This window comes from Phyllobacterium sp. 22552, from assembly GCF_052044585.1.
Taxonomy (GTDB): domain Bacteria; phylum Pseudomonadota; class Alphaproteobacteria; order Rhizobiales; family Rhizobiaceae; genus Phyllobacterium; species Phyllobacterium ifriqiyense.
In genome coordinates this window covers 495,217-511,158 of record NZ_JBQENG010000003.1, presented here as the reverse complement: position 1 = coordinate 511,158, position 15,942 = coordinate 495,217, and the positions used below count along the sequence as shown (strand labels likewise).

Here is a 15,942-nt window from a genome sequence, read left to right as displayed (position 1 = left end):
TTCAGAATCTCGGTATATCTGGAAATGGCACCTGACCTCGATGCACATGCATCCGGCCAAGCTCCGCACAACGATGCAGCTGCGGAAAGACTTTGCCGGGATTTAACAAGTGCCGTTCATCGAAAGCGCACTTGACGCGGATCTGTTGATTGAGATCGATTTCGTTAAACATTTCCGGCATGAGGTCACGCTTCTCGACACCGACTCCATGTTCGCCGGTCAATACGCCCCCGACTTTCACGCAAAGCCGCAATATATCCGCACCAAAGCTTTCTGCCTTGTGCAATTCGTCCGGGATATTGGCGTCATAAAGGATGAGCGGGTGGAGATTGCCATCGCCTGCATGGAAAACATTGGCAACGCGCAAGCCATATTTCTCGGAAAGCTCGCGCATCCCGGCAAGGACTTTCGGCAGCTCTTTTCGCGGGATTGTGCCATCCATGCACAGGTAATCGGGCGAAATACGACCAACCGCCGGGAAGGCAGCCTTGCGCCCTGCCCAAAATGCCATGCGCTCCTCTTCGCTCTGCGATATGACGCAAGTCGTCGCGCCATTCTTGCGCCCGATGGCTTCAACCATAGTGATGAGGTGGTCAACCTCGACGGCCGGCCCGTCCAATTCGATAATGAGCAATGCTTCAACGTCAAGAGGGTAGCCCGCATGAACGAAATCTTCGGCTGCGTGGATCGCCGGCCGATCCATCATTTCCATACCACCTGGAATTATCCCCGCTGCAATAATTTCTGCCACGCATTGCCCGGCCTGCTCGCTTGTAGGAAAGCCTACCATAAGCGCACGTGCTGTCGTTGGCTTTTGCAAAATGCGAACGGTAACTTCAGTGACAACCCCGAGCAAACCCTCCGAACCGGTCATGAGTCCCAAGAAGTCATAGCCTTCGCTATCGAGATGCTTACCGCCAAGCCGAATGACTTCCCCGGTTATCAGCACCATCTCCAGACCCAGAACATTGTTTGCTGTCAGCCCGTATTTCAGACAGTGAACGCCGCCGGAATTTTCTGCAACATTGCCTCCAATCGAACAGGCAATTTGCGAAGAAGGATCAGGCGCATAATAAAAACCTTCATGTTCTACTGCCTTGGTTATTCCCAGGTTGGTGACGCCCGGCTGCACAACAGCGGTTCTGTTGGGGTAATCAATCTCAAGAATGCGGTTGAAGCGGGTCATGACCAGAAGCACCGCATCTTCTAGGGGTAAAGCCCCACCAGACAATGATGTGCCAGAGCCGCGCGGAACAACCTTCACATTGTTTTCATAGCAATATTTGAGAATGAGCGAGACCTGCGCCACGGTCTGGGGAAGTACCACAACAAGGGGCAACTGGTGATAAGCAGTCAGCGCATCCGATTCGAATACGCGCATTTCGTTCGTGGCATCAACGACGCCTTCGCCCGGAACAATTGCCTGCAGGGCTGCAACAATAGCTGCACGACGCGACATGGTTGCTTCGTCAGCCTTTGGCATAACAAGTCCCGGCATTGTTCCTCCCAGTCACAGTCTTCTGAAAGAGCTATAACATCCCAATGATCCGCTTAGACTGCGTCATGCTGTTCCAGTGGTCAATTCAGACATTCATATTTGTCAAAGCATCAAACCGTGCCAAGATTTGATTTCGAAACAGCTTTCAATGACGGATCATGAAAACAGTCGATTTCAAACATGCCCGGGGTCCCGATAAATTGCGCATCTATGCCATAGGCGACGTGCATGGCAGGCTTGATCTTTTGCAAGAGATGCATCGACGTATCTACATGGAGAATGAAAAGTCACCGCCCTTTGATTGGGTGGTTGTGCATCTTGGCGATTATGTTGATCGGGGACTACACTCCTGCGGCGTCATCGATTTCCTGATCAATGGACAACGCAAAAATCATCGAATACTTGCCCTGGCCGGTAATCACGAAGTTGGTTTTGTTGATTTTCTCAATACTGGCGACGCTTACGGTGTTTTTGCTCGCTGCGGCGGTCGCCAGACGGGGTTGTCCTATGGTGTGAATATTGATTTCAACAATGAACTGTCGGTCGCATCAGGTCATGAAGCATTGAAGCGCGCTGTGCCGAACAGCCACGTGGATTTTATCAGACGGCTACCCCGATCAATGATCTTTGGAGATTTTTTCTTCTGCCACGCCGGTATTCGCCCCGGCATTGCGCTTGAACGACAGAGTCAGGAAGATTTGATCTGGATCAGGTCCGAATTTTTGGATGATCAACGGCCTCATTCCAAAATCATCATCCACGGGCATACGCCAGCGACCGAGGTCGAAATCAGGCCAAATCGAATTAATTTAGATACTGGTGCTTATGCCAGCGGACGGCTTAGCGCAATTATGATCGATGGGCCGAACAAGACGTTTCTTGAGGCGACCGTATAATCGAGGCTATCGGCGAAACGACGTGCTGATCCCGTATCCATCGCTCGATACCGGATGCCCGCCAGCATCAACGGAAAACAAACCAACGCCCATGAACAAAATAGCTGACAGCATAAAGGCGGTCAAAAGGGCGGCACTTTTGGTGGTCATCTTAGGCGTTTCCATTGCTAGCTTTGTTCTGGCTTGATGCCAGTTGTGCGTGTGCCCACTAAAGGACACACTCGTTACCAACTAGTGAATTGAAGACACGTTCCACATATTTGAGCAGCGTTGAAGCGATTCAGGATACACATGTTGCATAGCTGCAACTAAAGCCGGATGCCCGCTATCGGATCAGCGCTACCCACGCACGAGCCAGAGCGAGCCCTGCTGCGTCTGCAGCAGCACCATCCTTCGCAACGTTACCGGCATAATTAGCAAGCCAATCCGGATAACTTTCAACTATCTGGTCATGGAACACGTGTTTCCATTCGTCGACAAGGCGCGTGTCAGCCTCAAAGTGAAATTGGATACCGTAGACTGCCCGACCAATCCGGAAGGCTTGATTGGTTGTCATCTGGCTTAGGGCGAGATGTGTTGCCTGCTCCGGCAGCGTAAAAGTATCGCTGTGCCAATGAAAGATCGGAAACCGCTCTTCGACGGCGGAGAGCACCGGATCCGACGCAGCCTCAGCCGTGCAGATCACGTCGTGCCAGCCAAATTCCGCTGGACGGCCAAGAATGTTGGTAGCGCCATAGCCCCGCGCCACCAATTGGCTACCAAGACATATGCCAAGAACCGCCTTGTCCGCATCGCCAAATTTTTTGATGAGATCAGCGAGTTGCGGGAGATAGGGATATTCTTCGTCAGCCAGGGCATTTTGATCACCGCCAAGGACGACAATCGCGTCATGATCGTCATGGCTGATCGGCAAAGCTTCGCCAAGATAGGCGCTGCGAAGGTCAATCGAGGCATTGGCCTCATTTAACGCGGTGCCAACCTGTCCAAGTCCGGTATTGTGATAATTCTGAACGACAAGAACGTGCATGGCGACCCTGATGTGTATTGACTATGTTCCCGGATAGCATGAGGACTCAATGACCGGAAGCCGCAAGATGCCCCTGCAAAATCGTGTCACACCCTTTGGCGACATTATTGCTGTAACACAACGCGGCTCGCTGATGGGAAACCGCGGCATTATCCATGACCCCGCTACGAAAACGCTCTTAAAAAGGCGATGGTCATCGCGCGCCTGGATCATCTGCGTTTGCCAGTTCAAGAATGTACGGCGCGATGTGATGGCGCGCCGAAGCTGGACTGAGCTGTTCTTTCTCGATGAAGCTACCGCTCTTAGCGCGGGGCATCGCCCCTGCTTCTACTGCCAGCGGCAAAGAGCCAAAGAGTTTCAAGCGGCCTGGGCTGATGGAAACGCAACCGAGCTGCCATCTGCGCCACAGATGGATGCAATACTCCACGGCGAAAGGCTTGATCAAAAGGGCCGCAAAAGACACCACCCACTCAAAAGCGCAGTTCGCGACCTGCCCGATGGAACCATGCTGGCCAGCGGAGCCAATGCTTTTCTGGTCAGAAAGGGCGAGACCCTGCTCTGGTCTTGGGAAGGCTATTCATCGGCTGAAATCGAATTATCCAAGGCAAGCTTGCTCACACCGCCTTCCACAGTTCGGGCTCTCAGAGCAGGCTTCACACCACTTGCGAGATAAGACTTCAAATTTTTGCATTGACAATCACCAGCCTGCGAAAGCTCCAGCCCAGACTTGTTCCGGCGGCGGCAATCAGAATTATCGCTGAGCCTAGTAGCTGACTTGCCTGCAAGGCATGACCGAAGGCAAAATAATCAACCAGAATGGCGGCCACCGGATAAATGAAGGATAGCGAGCCAGTAATGTGAGTGGGTAGTCTTTGTATAGCGCTGTAGAGCAGGATATACATCAGCCCAGTATGCACGATGCCTATGGTTATGATGCTCGCCCACTCGCCCGTACTTTGTGGCAGAGTAGTAAAATCGGCAAGGGGCGCGAGCATCACAATGCCGACGCTCACTTGGATCAGCGCTATCAAATGCGGCGGGGTGCCTCTCAACCGTTTGGCGACGATCGCTGCTATGGCATAGAGAAATGCCGCGCCGAGCGCCAAAGCAATACCGGCCATGTAGTCAGATCCGCTATAGATTCCGCCTGGCTTCGCCTGCACGATCAACAACATGCCCGCAAATGCGAGTGCCAGCCACGCCAGCTTTGTAACTGTGAGCTTTTCCTTGAACATTAAGGCTCCCAAACCGACGAGCATGAACGGCTGTACATTATAAACTGTGGTGGCGATTGCGATGGATGCGCGCGGGTAGGCAGCAAACAGCAGAACCCAATTAAGCACAATTGCGACACCGCCTATCATGGCCAATCCCAGAATTTTCAACGAGATCACATTAGGGCGAAGCAAACCCAAAGCGCTGCAAATAAGCAGCAATGTCAACGCGCCTATGGCGCAGCGCCAGAACACCACGGAGAAAACAGGTTGACCTGACATCAATACGAACCAGCCAATCGTACCGGAAATGACCATTGCTGCAGTCATTTCCAAACTGCCTCTGACGATATCTCTTTCCATTGCCTGTTCTCCTTAGCTGTTAAGGAACAGACTATGCGGCGGCTTCGAGATTTGATATGATTTTGAGACAGGAATATTGGCGTTCAACCTTTTTAATGAAGGCTATTTTAGCTAAGAGCCTTACGGAAGAAACATGCTTGATGAACTCGACAGGACCATTATCGAAATTCTGGTTGACGACGCGCGTATCTCTTTGAAAGAGCTCAGCCAAAAAGTGGGTCTATCATCGCCGAGCGTTTCAGAACGACTGCGACGACTGGAAGAAAGGAAGGTCATCCGCGCCTTCACTGTCGATATTGACCCACAGACATTAGGCTATAATCTGACTGCAATTGTGCGGGTACGGCCGCTCCCCGGCATGATCCACATCGTGGAAAAGCTGATCCAGGAAACACCGGAAATTACCGAATGCGATAAGGTCACGGGTGATGATTGCTTTATCGGCAAATTACAGTTCCGAACAATGCAGCAATTGGACAGCATCCTTGACCGCTTGGCCGAAAAGGCTGAAACAAACACTGCAATTGTCAAATCCTCGCCGGTAAAACGCCGCTTGCCACCCCTCGCCTGACGCCCGGAGCCAATGATGCGCGCAAACTATAAGATGCAACGGCTTTTTGTTGCTGCGGACTTGAGAACGGGAAGCAAGGCTGATGCTGCACCGGAAGCAGTCAACTATCTAGTCAATGTTCTGCGGATGACGGATGGCGATGAGATTCTTATCTTCAACGGCCGCGACGGGGAATGGCGTGCCGTCTTGCGGTTCGAGAGCAAGAAAAAGCTGTATTTTGAGCCCGTAGAATTGACCCGTGAACAGCCCGCAATCCCTGATTTGATCTACTGTTTCGCTCCACTGAAGCAGGGGCGGCTCGATTATCTGGTGCAGAAGGCCGTTGAAATGGGTGCCGGCATTCTGCAACCAGTGATAACCCAACATACGCAAGTGGCGCGTATCGGCATTGAGCGCATTGAAGCAAATGCAATTGAAGCAGCTGAACAATGTGGAGTTTTGGCGATACCTGCAGTGCGCGAACCTTTGAAACTGGAAAGATTGCTCGATGAATGGGACCCCGCGCGGCGGTTGATCTTCTGCGACGAGGGACACGACACACATAATCCCCTACCTCTGTTGGAATCATTGCCTAAAACACCTCTTGGCGTGATCATTGGACCAGAGGGCGGCTTCTCCGATCAAGAGCGGCAGAGATTACGCACCTTGCCTTTTGTAACGGCAATTCCGCTTGGTCAGCGCATCTTGCGGGCAGACACTGCGGCGGTAGCTGCACTCGCCCTGATTCAGGCGACAATCGGAGATTGGTGAGAAGCAATTTCTGTTGATCGATCTATCAATGAAATTTGCTTGCGCTCTCATGCAAAAAATGGCCAATCACGCCCAACAATATTTCAATAATGGAAACACCAGTCATGGCGCGGGACACGACAGACGAAACACGGATCGCCAATACAGAAGAATTGGCTGCGCATCTCGCGGAAGGATCAAAGCCGGAATCTGCCTGGCGGATCGGGACGGAACACGAGAAATTCCCCTTCTACACCGAGCATAACAGCCCGGTTCCCTATGACGGGCCACGCGGCATTCGCGCGATTTTGGAAGGCATGCAGTCTAAACTCGGCTGGGAACCGATCATTGACGAAGGTAATATTATCGGCCTGGTTGAGCCAACAGGACAAGGGGCAATTTCGCTTGAACCGGGCGGGCAGTTCGAGCTTTCCGGCGCACCGCTTCTTTCCATCCATCAGACTTGCCGCGAATCCAACGCTCACCTGGCTCAAGTCCGCGAGATTGCCGAACCACTCGGCATTCGTTTTCTGGGTCTTGGCGGCAGCCCGAAATGGACGCTTGCCGAAACACCGCGCATGCCCAAATCCCGGTACAATATCATGTCCAATTATATGCCAAAGGTTGGCAAGGATGGACTGAACATGATGTACCGCACCTGTACTATCCAGGTAAATCTGGACTTCTCATCAGAAACCGATATGCGGCGCAAGATGCAGGTTTCGGTCAAACTGCAATCCATCGCTACCGCACTGTTCGCCATGTCGCCTTTCACGGAAGGCAAGCCAAATGGCCTGCTTTCGTGGCGTTCGGAGATATGGCGGGATACCGATAATAATCGCTCGGGCGTCCTGCCCTTCATCTTCAACGAAAATTTCGGCTTTGCCGACTATGTTGAATGGGCGCTGGATGTCCCGATGTATTTTGTCATGCGTCACGGGCGCTATCACGACTGTACCCATGTGACGTTCCGGCAATTCATGAATGGTGCGCTTAAGGATTCGATACCGGAAAGCACGCCCAATATGGGTGATTGGGCCAATCATCTTTCAACGCTTTTTCCCGAGGTTCGGCTGAAACGCTTCCTCGAAATGCGCGGCGCAGATGGTGGACCATGGCGGCGTATCTGCGCCCTGCCCGCGTTCTGGGTAGGTTTGCTCTATGATGCCGAGGCTCTCAATGCAGCGGAAGCCATGACGCGTGACTGGAGCTACGAAGAAGTTCAGGCATTGCGCGATGAGGTTCCCGCCAAGGGCCTTCAGGCCAAATTACGCAATCGTTCCGTCCACGAAATAGCGCGCGACGTGCTGGCTATTTCGAAGCTTGGCCTTCGAAACAGAGCGATGCTCAATAGTGAAGGTTTCGACGAGACGCACTATCTCTCTTCGCTGGAAGAAGTCGTTGCGCGTGGTACAACATCAGCCGAACAGATGTTATCCCAGTACAACACAGTTTGGGGCAGTTCCGTCGAACCCGCATTTCTGGAATATGCCTACTGAGCAGAGGAAAAAGCCCGATGGCAAAGACAATTCTGATCACAGGCGGGAGCCGCGGTATTGGTCGTTCAGCCGCAATTCTCGCTGGTCAAAAGGGCTGGTCCGTTGGCGTAAACTACGCAAGCAACAAAGCTGCTGCTGACGAAGTGGTGGAGGCCGTCATCGCAGCTGGCGGCAAGGCATTAGCCATTCAGGGAGACGTAGCCGTTGAGGCTGATGTCATTTCAATGTTCGAGCAGACCAAGCAGCTCGGCAGACTTGATGGCGTTGTGGTCAATGCGGGTATCGTGGCTCCGGCTTCCAAACTCATGGATATGGACAGCGACCGCATGCGGCGTGTCTTCGACGTGAATGTATTTGGAGCCTATTTGTGTGCCCGCGAGGCTGTACGCTATCTCGCACCGTCGCGCGGCGGCAATGGTGGCTCCATAGTGCTTTTATCTTCGGCAGCGGCCCGCATCGGTGGCCCTTTCGAATATGTGGATTATGCCGGATCAAAAGGCGCAATGGACAGCCTGACACTTGGTCTTGCAAAAGAGGCTGGCTCTGAAAATATTCGCGTCAATGCAGTGCGTCCGGGATTGATCGAGACCGACCTTCACGCCAGTGGAGGGCAACCCGACCGTGCGCAACGGCTTGGAGCCACAGCCCCACTCGGCAGGGCTGGAACCGCAGAGGAAGTTGGGGAATCGATCGTCTGGCTACTAAGCGATGCATCATCCTATGTCACGGGCGCATTGCTCGACGTGACGGGTGGACGTTAAACGTTCATATCGACAATTAGGACTCCCGTTGCGCGCTATATGTGTTATGCGGAGCAATCTCATTCACGCGGATTGACGAACCATGGCAAAACACAAAGCGCTGTCCGAAGCCTTTATCCCCGAGCTTCCAAATTACTATAAAGGCAAAGTTCGCGAGAATTACGATCTTGCGGATGGCACGCGCATCATTATCGCTACGGATCGCATCAGTGCGTTTGACCGTATATTGGCCTCGATACCGCTCAAAGGGCAGGTTTTGACGCAAACGGCGCGTTTCCAGTTTGAGCAAACGCAGGATATTTGTCCCAACCACGTTATTGAATATCCCGACCCAAATGTTTTGCTCTGCCGCAAGCTTACTATCTTGCCGGTCGAAATCATTGTGCGTGGCTATCTCGCCGGAACAACGGGCACGTCAATCCTGACACTATACAAGTCCGGCCGACGTGAAATGTACGGCTTCACCCTTCCGGACGGCATGCTGGACAATGAAAAGCTGCCGGAGCCAATCATCACGCCAACTTCCAAAGCATTTGATGGCGGTCACGACGAGCCTTTGACTGCTGAAGATATAATCGAGCAAAAGCTGCTGACCAAAGAACAATGGGAGACAATCTCATCCTACGCTTTGAAGCTCTTTGCACGCGGCCAGGAAATTGCGACAAGCCGGGGTCTGATCCTTGCCGACACCAAATATGAATTCGGTACGGATGAAGCAGGAAATATCGTTCTTGCCGATGAAATCCATACGCCCGATTCCAGCCGTTACTGGTTTGCCGATAGCTACGAAGCGGGCAAGCGCCCTGTCAGTTTTGACAAGGATTTCGTGCGAAATTGGGTCGTTGAGCGTTGCGATCCATACAAGGATGATATTCCGGAAATTCCTGAAGACGTCATTGATGCGACGACCAAGGTCTATATTCAGGCCTATGAGAAAATCACTGACCGTAAATTTGAAGCCGGTGATGCTGCAACAGATCCATTGCAACGCATCAGGGAAAATCTGAAGCGCTTTTTCTAGACTCACAAATCAGTTGATGTTCGCATTATTACGGCGGTAGTCTTCCTCAACACCAAGTGTGAGGGAGGACAGCGTTATGAATCTCGTGGACATGTTTCTAAAGGGTGATGGGGGGAAAAATATTGAAGCGCTTTCCCGGCAATTCAATCTTTCCCAACAGCAAACGCTTGCCGCTATCGAAGCGTTGATGCCCGCATTTTCGCAAGGGCTGCAGCGCAACACTGCCGATCCCATGGGCATGGGCGCTTTCGTGCAGGCACTTTCATCGGGTCAGCACGCCAATTATTTTGATGATCCTTCTGCGGCATTCAATTCGTCTGGTATAGCTGACGGCAATAATATTCTGGGCCATTTGTTTGGCTCCAAGGATTTGTCACGGGCTGTAGCTGACCATGCCGCTGCCACGACCGGCCTAGCGACTACGACGCTAAAGGAGATGCTTCCCGTTATCGCTTCCATGCTGATGGGCGGGCTCTATAAGAAGTCTACGGGCCAATTTGCCGCCTCCGGTCTTGGCGGCGGAAATGTAATCGGCGATCTGATCGAGCAGATGATGCGGCAAGGGGGCGGAGGCCAGACTGCCAGCACGCAACAAAATGCACCCAGCGCCAATCCTTGGGGGCAGATTCTCGAAGGAATGCTGGGGGGCGCAACGCAGCAACCACAAGGGCAAGGTGGTACCACCGGTAATAACCCGCTCGGAAAGATCTTTGAGGAAATGATGCGTGGGGGAATTCCTGGCAGTGCAGCTCCAAAAACCTCACAGCAAAACCAACAGCAGCCGGGCGCAGGCCAAAATCCCTTTGGCGATAATCCTTTCGGCAAAATCTTTGAAGAAATGCTTGGTGGCGCGACGCAAAAGCGATCGACTCCGCAGCCAGAACCCGCGCCAGAGCCGGAAACTGCGTCTGCGCGTCCTTCCGATAATCCTTTGAAAGATATTTTAGGCCAGATGTTCGATACGGGCCGTAAGACCAACGAGCAATATCAGAAGGGCATGGAATCCATTTTCGACCAATATATGCGGGGAATGGACCGCCACAAATAGGTCAGGCGCGATAAGAAAAAGCCCGGCCAAATTGCATATGCAAAATGGGCCGGGCAGGAGGCAGGCGGAGCGCCGGGAGGGGATTCCGGCGTGAATGGGCGCCTGCTAAACAGTCAAATCATACTATCTGGTTGCACTACGAACGCGTGAGCGCACGTCTGCAAGCGCTCCCAGCCTTTCGCTCGGATCATCCAGCAGCGATGTTCCAATGGCGGAATGGAGATCCGCACGCGTGACACCAATGTCATGCAGCATTGAATCGTTCCATTCGCCAAGACTCAAAATCGTTTTACGGTTCCGGCGGGCAACAATCATTCGGTTGACAAAGCTGACAGCCAGCGACGCAAGCGATGCGATCGTGCCGGTGAAACCAGTTACTTCAGTCATTCTCGTTGTTGTTGTCATCGCCCGTACTCCTTTGAACGGCAGCGATCAGAAGTTAAATCACGCGAAAAACCATTTTCCGCGCAGCACGCTCAATGTCCGTTAGACACCAGCGTTTCCTGAACATCTTTAGAATGATACAGAAGGATTGATTATTCAAACGAATGTTTTTAATGTAAACGTTCAATAATAATGATGAGTCAACAGCCTTGGGAACCTGTCATGAGCGCACCGCTTGATCTCGACCAGTTGCAGACATTCACAGCCATAGCCGACTTGGGAAGCTTCACCAAGGCAGCCGATAAGGTCAACAAGACTCAATCGGCTGTATCGATGCAGATGAGGCGCTTGGAAGAACGTGTTTCGAAGGCGCTTTTCGAACGCGATGGCCGCACGAACCGTCTGACCGAGGATGGCGAGCGGCTTCTTGCATATGCACGGCGCATGCTGCAGCTAAACAATGAAACCATTGCAGCTTTTGATGATACGCAGTTGCAGGGTCATATCCGCATCGGCACTCCAGACGACTATGCAGATCGTTTTCTGCCCGAAATCATGGCGCGTTTCTCGCGCTCGAATCCGCGTGTCGAACTATCCGTTGTCTGTGAGCCAACGGTCAATCTTGATGAGATGATCCGCAAGGGCCAGTTGGATATTGCGCTGGTTACTCAATGCGACGAACAGCGCCGCTCTGAGGTCGTGCGTAGCGAACAGCTCCTATGGGTGACGTCCGCAAATCATAATGTGCATGAGGAGGTGGTTCTGCCGCTGGCAGTGGGTCGACCCACCTGCATATGGCGCGCAGCAGCTGTCGATGTGCTCGACTCGATGCATCACGACTATCGCATTCTCTTTACCAGCTGGTCCGCAACAGTTCTTGCCGCGGCTGTTCTCGCCGGGCTTGCCGTGTCAATTCTACCGGAATGTGCGTTGCGACCGGGTATGCGGGTTCTAACGGAGGCTGATGGATTTGGCCGTCTTCCAGAGTTTGGAATCGGCATCATGCGCGGTCACACGAAGCCCTCCGCCATTGTTGATGCGTTGGTGCAGCACATTGTTGAAAGTCTTGATAATCTGTCCATGCCAACGCCGGTCAGCATGACACAAGCGGCAGTTCCAGTGCCGGTCAATCAGCGCATGAGACAAGTCCGCTCGACCGAACTTGTCCCGGGTTGGTAATTATAATCCGCCCTGCCAGGCTTTGATTGCATCAAGCGGATAGAGCAACATGACAATATTAAGGGTGAGGTTGTCGCGGATAACCCACCCAGCCAGCAACTCAAATATGATTGCCAGAACGATTGTCAGCCAGATTGGCGCACGCGCGGCAAAGAAAAAGCCGAGCACCATAAACAGAATATCGCTGACGGAGTTCAGCACGCTGTCACCAACATAGCCAAGCGCAATGGTCGCTTCGCGATAGCGGCTTATGACCATCTCGGTATTTTCAAATATTTCCCAGGCTGCCTCTATGAAAATGGCTCCGAGAAGACGCTGACCGACTGGCCTTTTGCGGGCTGCAAGCCAGAGAATCCCGTAAAACAGAAAGCCGTGAATGATATGGGAAAGCGTATACCAATCGGCGATATGCTGCGAATTGTCCGAAGAGTTTGTGTCACTGACCCATAATTTTACAGTCCCACAAGTGCATATCGGATTGCGGCCCATGAGCAGCAAAATCACCGCAGCACCCGCAATCATGAGCGCACCCAACAGCAAATAGTAACGCAAATTCGGGCTTTTTTTCTGTATATATGCAACTGCAGGCATATGGTGTTCCCTCTTTCCCCTATACATTCTCCCATAGGCGTTATTCGTCTGCCGCTGAGAATGCAATCGGAGATTATGGAAGGTTGATTTCCGCCATCGTCCCGATAGGAATGGAATATGACTGAAAAACTCGAAACCACATCCAATGTTGCCGAATATACCGTGTCTGAAATTTCGGGGGCGTTGAAGCGTACCGTCGAGGATACATTCGGCCATGTTCGGGTTCGGGGTGAGATTTCCGGTTATCGGGGACCGCATTCTTCGGGGCATGCCTATTTTTCCCTGAAGGATGACAAGGCGCGTATTGAAGCTGTTGTTTGGCGCGGCTCCATGAGCCGTATGCGCTTTCAGCCTGAAGAAGGCATGGAAGTGATCGCTACCGGCAAATTGACCACTTACCCCGGTTCTTCAAAATATCAGATTGTCATCGAACAAATGGAGCCAGCCGGTGCCGGGGCTCTGATGGCGCTTCTTGAAGAGCGGAAACGCAAGCTTGGTGCAGAAGGACTTTTCGACAGTACCGCCAAGCAGCTTTTGCCTTATATGCCACGGATTATCGGCGTCGTGACGTCACCTACAGGTGCAGTCATTCGCGATATTATTCACCGCATAACAGACCGCTTTCCGCTGCACGTTCTGGTCTGGCCGGTGCGCGTACAAGGTGAGACTTCCGGCAATGAGGTTGCCAATGCTGTCAATGGTTTCAATAGCTTAGCCAATAGCGCTGTTTTCCCGCAGCCGGACGTCCTGATCGTGGCGCGCGGAGGAGGAAGCCTTGAAGACCTTTGGGGCTTCAATGATGAGGTGGTGGTGAGAGCCGTCGCTGCCTCGCATATACCTGTCATTTCCGCTGTTGGTCATGAGACCGATTGGACATTGATTGACCTGGCCGCCGATGTTCGCGCCCCGACACCCACTGGGGCCGCAGAGATGGCAGTGCCTGTAAAAGCCGACCTGGTTGCCCATCTTGCAACGCTTGGCGCAAGGCTTTCCTCAGGCATGTCGCGCTATCTCGACCGGCGGCGGCAGGCTCAAAGAGCCTTGGCGAGAGCCCTGCCCTCGGCAGACCAGTTACTGGCATTGCCAAGACGGCATTTCGACGAAACCGCGGCGCGCTTAGGCCGTGCGTTGCAAGCCAATACGCAGAAGAAACGCGGAGAGTTCGATGGTGCCGCGCGGCAATTATCACCGCGCCTTCTCGAACAGCGCTTTCGGGAAAAGCGACGTGAAATCAGCGTGTTATCTGCTCGCCTGCCGCGTGGTCTTGCAATTCTTATTCGTGACCGAAGAGCCTATTTTGAACGGCGTTCGGTAAGACTGTCGATTGAACAGACAGCACGTCTGGCGGAGCGCGGCAGGCAGCATTTGCAGCAGCTCGACCGACGCCAGATCCAAGCTGTAAAGCTCCTGCTTGACCGCGCCAAACGCCGCAGGGACGAACAATGGCGGCTGCTGAACGGCTTGTCCCACACGAGCATTTTGGAGCGTGGTTTTGCCATCGTTCTCGATCCTTCCGGAACGCCGATCAAGCGCGCCTCGGGTATCGCTGCTGGCGATGATTTGACGCTCCGGTTTCAGGATGGAGACATTCAGGCATTGGCAAAAGACGGCGCTGCAAAGCCCGCACAGCCAAAAATCGAGAAGCCCGCAGCCATCAAGAAAACACCTGTTCCGGGCGGTTCGCAGGGATCACTTTTTTAGCTCTACTCGCGTCGCCACAACTATTTTACTCGCCATGATGGAAATTTTTCAGCAAAAATCAGCCATTCTTCGGCAAAAAGCTTCGAACTTTGTCTGAAATGTAGTTGTTTGGCGCAAAACCTGTGTGAGACAGGGCTTACAGCTAGCTAAAAGCCAAACATTGATTTTCCAAAACCGTTTTATCTATTCCCGATTCCATGAAGGGCTGTTCAATTCAATCAGTGATTGCGACCAATCATCAATGAAACGCTGCCGTTGCGCTCTGTCCTGCACCGCCAGCAAGGCAGGTCCAATGCGGATCGGCTGCGCAATACCCGACTCCTTCAAGTTTTGCGGGCCATCAACACCGGGCGGCAGGCTGCCGGTTTCGGTAAAGTAAAACGCATTGTTTTTTGCAACCGATTGCCCCTGCTGCGAGAGGAGATAATCCAGAAATCTTGCGGCAAGATCGGCACGTTTCGCGCCTTTCGGAATCAGGGCACCACGACTCAACACCAAAGTGTAATCACGAGGAACGACAACTTTTAATTGCGGATAGCGGCGTGCCGCCTCATAGGCATAGGAACCGAGCATATTATAGCCGATATAGAGATTGCCCTTGGCAACTTCCTCAAGAATTTCGCCCGTGCAGCAACGAGCCACGGCAGAGGCGCGCGCCATGCCTTCCAGCAACCGGCCAAACACGGCTGTTGTCTGACGGGCATCATTAAATGCCAACAAATATCCAATGCCGGACAGGCGGATATCATAGGTTCCGACACGTCCACGATAGGTATCGAGTTTCTCGCGCAGCAGATCTGCAAGCTCGACATGGGTGCGCGGCACGTCGCCCGGCGGCACCTTGACATTATTATATACAAAGACGGCCGGTTCGTAAGTGAACCCAAAAACCTCATCCCTCCAATTTGCCCAGTCGGCAACGCGAGCGGTTTCGGGTGAGGTATGGGCCGTTGCACAGCCATCATTGGCCAGTTTCACAAGTTGATCCACGGATGATGACAGCAGAAGATCGCCGAGCGGTTGCTGTTTGCGGCAGGCCTCGGCAGCACGCACGCTGAGCTCATTGGTCAGGTAATCGATAACGTCGACAGTTACGTCCGGCCAAATGGTTTGAAAGTCATCAATCAACGGCTTCATGACAACAAGGTCTGTGGCCGAATAAATGGTCAAGCGACCGGTTTCTGTCTGCAAGGCAGGAAAGCGGATTGTGTTATCTGCGGCAAAGGCGGGCGCCGCAATGAATGCTGCGGCTAGCGCAACACATAGGCGTTTGATCATCTTCCGGCTCCCAGCCAAGTTGCCAATATAGGCATATACGAGGTTGCTGTTCAAAAGCGCAAGACAAGCTCAGGATGGCAAGGGCGTTATGCGTGGTTCGACGGAGCCCACCATGAGGAAAGTGGAGATTGGCAAGGAACTCGTACTGTTAGCGCATAGTACAATCCCAATCTCGCTCATCA

At 52.8% G+C, this 15,942-nt stretch carries 17 protein-coding genes; 10 read left to right on the top strand and 7 right to left on the bottom strand.

Translation table 11 applies throughout. The features are described 5' to 3' along the window. Window position 1: 1 nt before the first annotated feature. On the bottom strand, window positions 2-1,498 hold the full coding sequence (locus tag ACTJI9_RS09660) for an FAD-linked oxidase C-terminal domain-containing protein (protein ID WP_440807564.1): 1,497 nt from the start codon (window positions 1,496-1,498) through the stop codon (window positions 2-4). Window positions 1,499-1,656: 158 nt separating this feature from the next. Here ACTJI9_RS09660 and ACTJI9_RS09655 point away from each other — a divergent pair, with 158 nt between their 5' ends. Beyond that, window positions 1,657-2,394 carry a metallophosphoesterase family protein gene (locus ACTJI9_RS09655; RefSeq protein ID WP_354342472.1) on the top strand — a complete coding sequence of 246 codons (738 nt, stop codon included), beginning with the start codon at window positions 1,657-1,659 and terminating at the stop codon, window positions 2,392-2,394. A gap of 6 nt (window positions 2,395-2,400) precedes the next feature. Here the strand turns inward: ACTJI9_RS09655 and ACTJI9_RS09650 are convergent, their stop codons facing one another. Further along, on the bottom strand, window positions 2,401-2,544 hold the full coding sequence (locus ACTJI9_RS09650) for a hypothetical protein (protein WP_336440565.1): 144 nt from the start codon (window positions 2,542-2,544) through the stop codon (window positions 2,401-2,403). A 175-nt stretch (window positions 2,545-2,719) separates the two neighbouring features. After that, window positions 2,720-3,421, bottom strand: coding sequence for a type 1 glutamine amidotransferase (locus ACTJI9_RS09645; RefSeq protein WP_115055235.1), 702 nt, complete (start codon window positions 3,419-3,421; stop codon window positions 2,720-2,722). A gap of 67 nt (window positions 3,422-3,488) precedes the next feature. Between ACTJI9_RS09645 and ACTJI9_RS09640 the strand changes: the two genes are divergently transcribed. Further along, window positions 3,489-4,094: a hypothetical protein gene (locus tag ACTJI9_RS09640; RefSeq protein WP_440807722.1), complete on the top strand. Its 606-nt coding sequence runs from the start codon at window positions 3,489-3,491 to the stop codon at window positions 4,092-4,094. A 4-nt stretch (window positions 4,095-4,098) separates the two neighbouring features. Here ACTJI9_RS09640 and ACTJI9_RS09635 read toward each other — a convergent pair whose 3' ends face one another. Beyond that, complete coding sequence (locus ACTJI9_RS09635; protein ID WP_440807560.1) at window positions 4,099-4,998, bottom strand: DMT family transporter; 900 nt, start codon at window positions 4,996-4,998, stop codon at window positions 4,099-4,101. A 133-nt stretch (window positions 4,999-5,131) separates the two neighbouring features. Between ACTJI9_RS09635 and ACTJI9_RS09630 the strand changes: the two genes are divergently transcribed. The 6 genes from ACTJI9_RS09630 (at window position 5,132) to ACTJI9_RS09605 (ending at window position 10,627) form a co-directional block, all read left to right on the top strand. Further along, window positions 5,132-5,569: an AsnC family transcriptional regulator gene (locus ACTJI9_RS09630; RefSeq protein ID WP_115055237.1), complete on the top strand. Its 438-nt coding sequence runs from the start codon at window positions 5,132-5,134 to the stop codon at window positions 5,567-5,569. Window positions 5,570-5,584: 15 nt separating this feature from the next. Then, complete coding sequence (locus ACTJI9_RS09625) at window positions 5,585-6,319, top strand: 16S rRNA (uracil(1498)-N(3))-methyltransferase (protein ID WP_440807720.1); 735 nt, start codon at window positions 5,585-5,587, stop codon at window positions 6,317-6,319. 104 nt (window positions 6,320-6,423) lie between these two features. After that, window positions 6,424-7,797 carry a glutamate--cysteine ligase gene (locus ACTJI9_RS09620; protein ID WP_115055239.1) on the top strand — a complete coding sequence of 458 codons (1,374 nt, stop codon included), beginning with the start codon at window positions 6,424-6,426 and terminating at the stop codon, window positions 7,795-7,797. 17 nt (window positions 7,798-7,814) lie between these two features. Continuing rightward, the gene (locus tag ACTJI9_RS09615; RefSeq protein WP_440807558.1) at window positions 7,815-8,558 is read left to right on the top strand and encodes an SDR family oxidoreductase; all 744 of its coding nucleotides are present in this window, start codon (window positions 7,815-7,817) and stop codon (window positions 8,556-8,558) included. Window positions 8,559-8,640: 82 nt separating this feature from the next. Further along, complete coding sequence (locus ACTJI9_RS09610) at window positions 8,641-9,579, top strand: phosphoribosylaminoimidazolesuccinocarboxamide synthase (RefSeq protein WP_336440572.1); 939 nt, start codon at window positions 8,641-8,643, stop codon at window positions 9,577-9,579. Between the two features lie 76 nt (window positions 9,580-9,655). Continuing rightward, complete coding sequence (locus tag ACTJI9_RS09605; protein ID WP_440807555.1) at window positions 9,656-10,627, top strand: DUF937 domain-containing protein; 972 nt, start codon at window positions 9,656-9,658, stop codon at window positions 10,625-10,627. 123 nt (window positions 10,628-10,750) lie between these two features. On the opposite strand, the gene ACTJI9_RS09600 is transcribed toward ACTJI9_RS09605, so the two are convergent. After that, window positions 10,751-11,032, bottom strand: coding sequence for a DUF1127 domain-containing protein (locus ACTJI9_RS09600; protein ID WP_307282911.1), 282 nt, complete (start codon window positions 11,030-11,032; stop codon window positions 10,751-10,753). A gap of 201 nt (window positions 11,033-11,233) precedes the next feature. On the opposite strand from ACTJI9_RS09600, the gene ACTJI9_RS09595 reads away from it, so the two are divergent. Next, a complete protein-coding gene (locus tag ACTJI9_RS09595) occupies window positions 11,234-12,190 on the top strand; it encodes a LysR substrate-binding domain-containing protein (RefSeq protein WP_115055244.1) in 957 nt (318 codons plus the stop codon). Here ACTJI9_RS09595 and ACTJI9_RS09590 read toward each other — a convergent pair whose 3' ends face one another. Next, window positions 12,191-12,781, bottom strand: a complete 591-nt coding sequence (locus ACTJI9_RS09590; protein ID WP_354342481.1) for a DUF2585 domain-containing protein — start codon at window positions 12,779-12,781, stop codon at window positions 12,191-12,193. A 117-nt stretch (window positions 12,782-12,898) separates the two neighbouring features. Between ACTJI9_RS09590 and xseA the strand changes: the two genes are divergently transcribed. Continuing rightward, window positions 12,899-14,482: an exodeoxyribonuclease VII large subunit gene (xseA, locus tag ACTJI9_RS09585; RefSeq protein WP_440807551.1), complete on the top strand. Its 1,584-nt coding sequence runs from the start codon at window positions 12,899-12,901 to the stop codon at window positions 14,480-14,482. A 183-nt stretch (window positions 14,483-14,665) separates the two neighbouring features. Here xseA and ACTJI9_RS09580 read toward each other — a convergent pair whose 3' ends face one another. Then, the gene (locus ACTJI9_RS09580) at window positions 14,666-15,760 is read right to left on the bottom strand and encodes an extracellular solute-binding protein (RefSeq protein ID WP_115055247.1); all 1,095 of its coding nucleotides are present in this window, start codon (window positions 15,758-15,760) and stop codon (window positions 14,666-14,668) included. Window positions 15,761-15,942: the final 182 nt, after the last annotated feature.

Coding starts and splice junctions, on each gene's coding strand:
- ACTJI9_RS09625 (WP_440807720.1), top strand. CDS start 5,585: ATGCGCGCAAACTATAAGATGCAACGGCTTTTTGTTGCTGCGGACTTG.
- xseA (WP_440807551.1), top strand. CDS start 12,899: ATGACTGAAAAACTCGAAACCACATCCAATGTTGCCGAATATACCGTG.
- ACTJI9_RS09595 (WP_115055244.1), top strand. CDS start 11,234: ATGAGCGCACCGCTTGATCTCGACCAGTTGCAGACATTCACAGCCATA.
- ACTJI9_RS09580 (WP_115055247.1), bottom strand. CDS start 15,760: ATGATCAAACGCCTATGTGTTGCGCTAGCCGCAGCATTCATTGCGGCG.
- ACTJI9_RS09630 (WP_115055237.1), top strand. CDS start 5,132: ATGCTTGATGAACTCGACAGGACCATTATCGAAATTCTGGTTGACGAC.
- ACTJI9_RS09640 (WP_440807722.1), top strand. CDS start 3,489: ATGCCCCTGCAAAATCGTGTCACACCCTTTGGCGACATTATTGCTGTA.
- ACTJI9_RS09605 (WP_440807555.1), top strand. CDS start 9,656: ATGAATCTCGTGGACATGTTTCTAAAGGGTGATGGGGGGAAAAATATT.
- ACTJI9_RS09655 (WP_354342472.1), top strand. CDS start 1,657: ATGAAAACAGTCGATTTCAAACATGCCCGGGGTCCCGATAAATTGCGC.
- ACTJI9_RS09615 (WP_440807558.1), top strand. CDS start 7,815: ATGGCAAAGACAATTCTGATCACAGGCGGGAGCCGCGGTATTGGTCGT.
- ACTJI9_RS09610 (WP_336440572.1), top strand. CDS start 8,641: ATGGCAAAACACAAAGCGCTGTCCGAAGCCTTTATCCCCGAGCTTCCA.
- ACTJI9_RS09660 (WP_440807564.1), bottom strand. CDS start 1,498: ATGCCGGGACTTGTTATGCCAAAGGCTGACGAAGCAACCATGTCGCGT.
- ACTJI9_RS09650 (WP_336440565.1), bottom strand. CDS start 2,544: ATGACCACCAAAAGTGCCGCCCTTTTGACCGCCTTTATGCTGTCAGCT.
- ACTJI9_RS09645 (WP_115055235.1), bottom strand. CDS start 3,421: ATGCACGTTCTTGTCGTTCAGAATTATCACAATACCGGACTTGGACAG.
- ACTJI9_RS09635 (WP_440807560.1), bottom strand. CDS start 4,998: ATGGAAAGAGATATCGTCAGAGGCAGTTTGGAAATGACTGCAGCAATG.
- ACTJI9_RS09590 (WP_354342481.1), bottom strand. CDS start 12,781: ATGCCTGCAGTTGCATATATACAGAAAAAAAGCCCGAATTTGCGTTAC.
- ACTJI9_RS09600 (WP_307282911.1), bottom strand. CDS start 11,032: ATGACAACAACAACGAGAATGACTGAAGTAACTGGTTTCACCGGCACG.
- ACTJI9_RS09620 (WP_115055239.1), top strand. CDS start 6,424: ATGGCGCGGGACACGACAGACGAAACACGGATCGCCAATACAGAAGAA.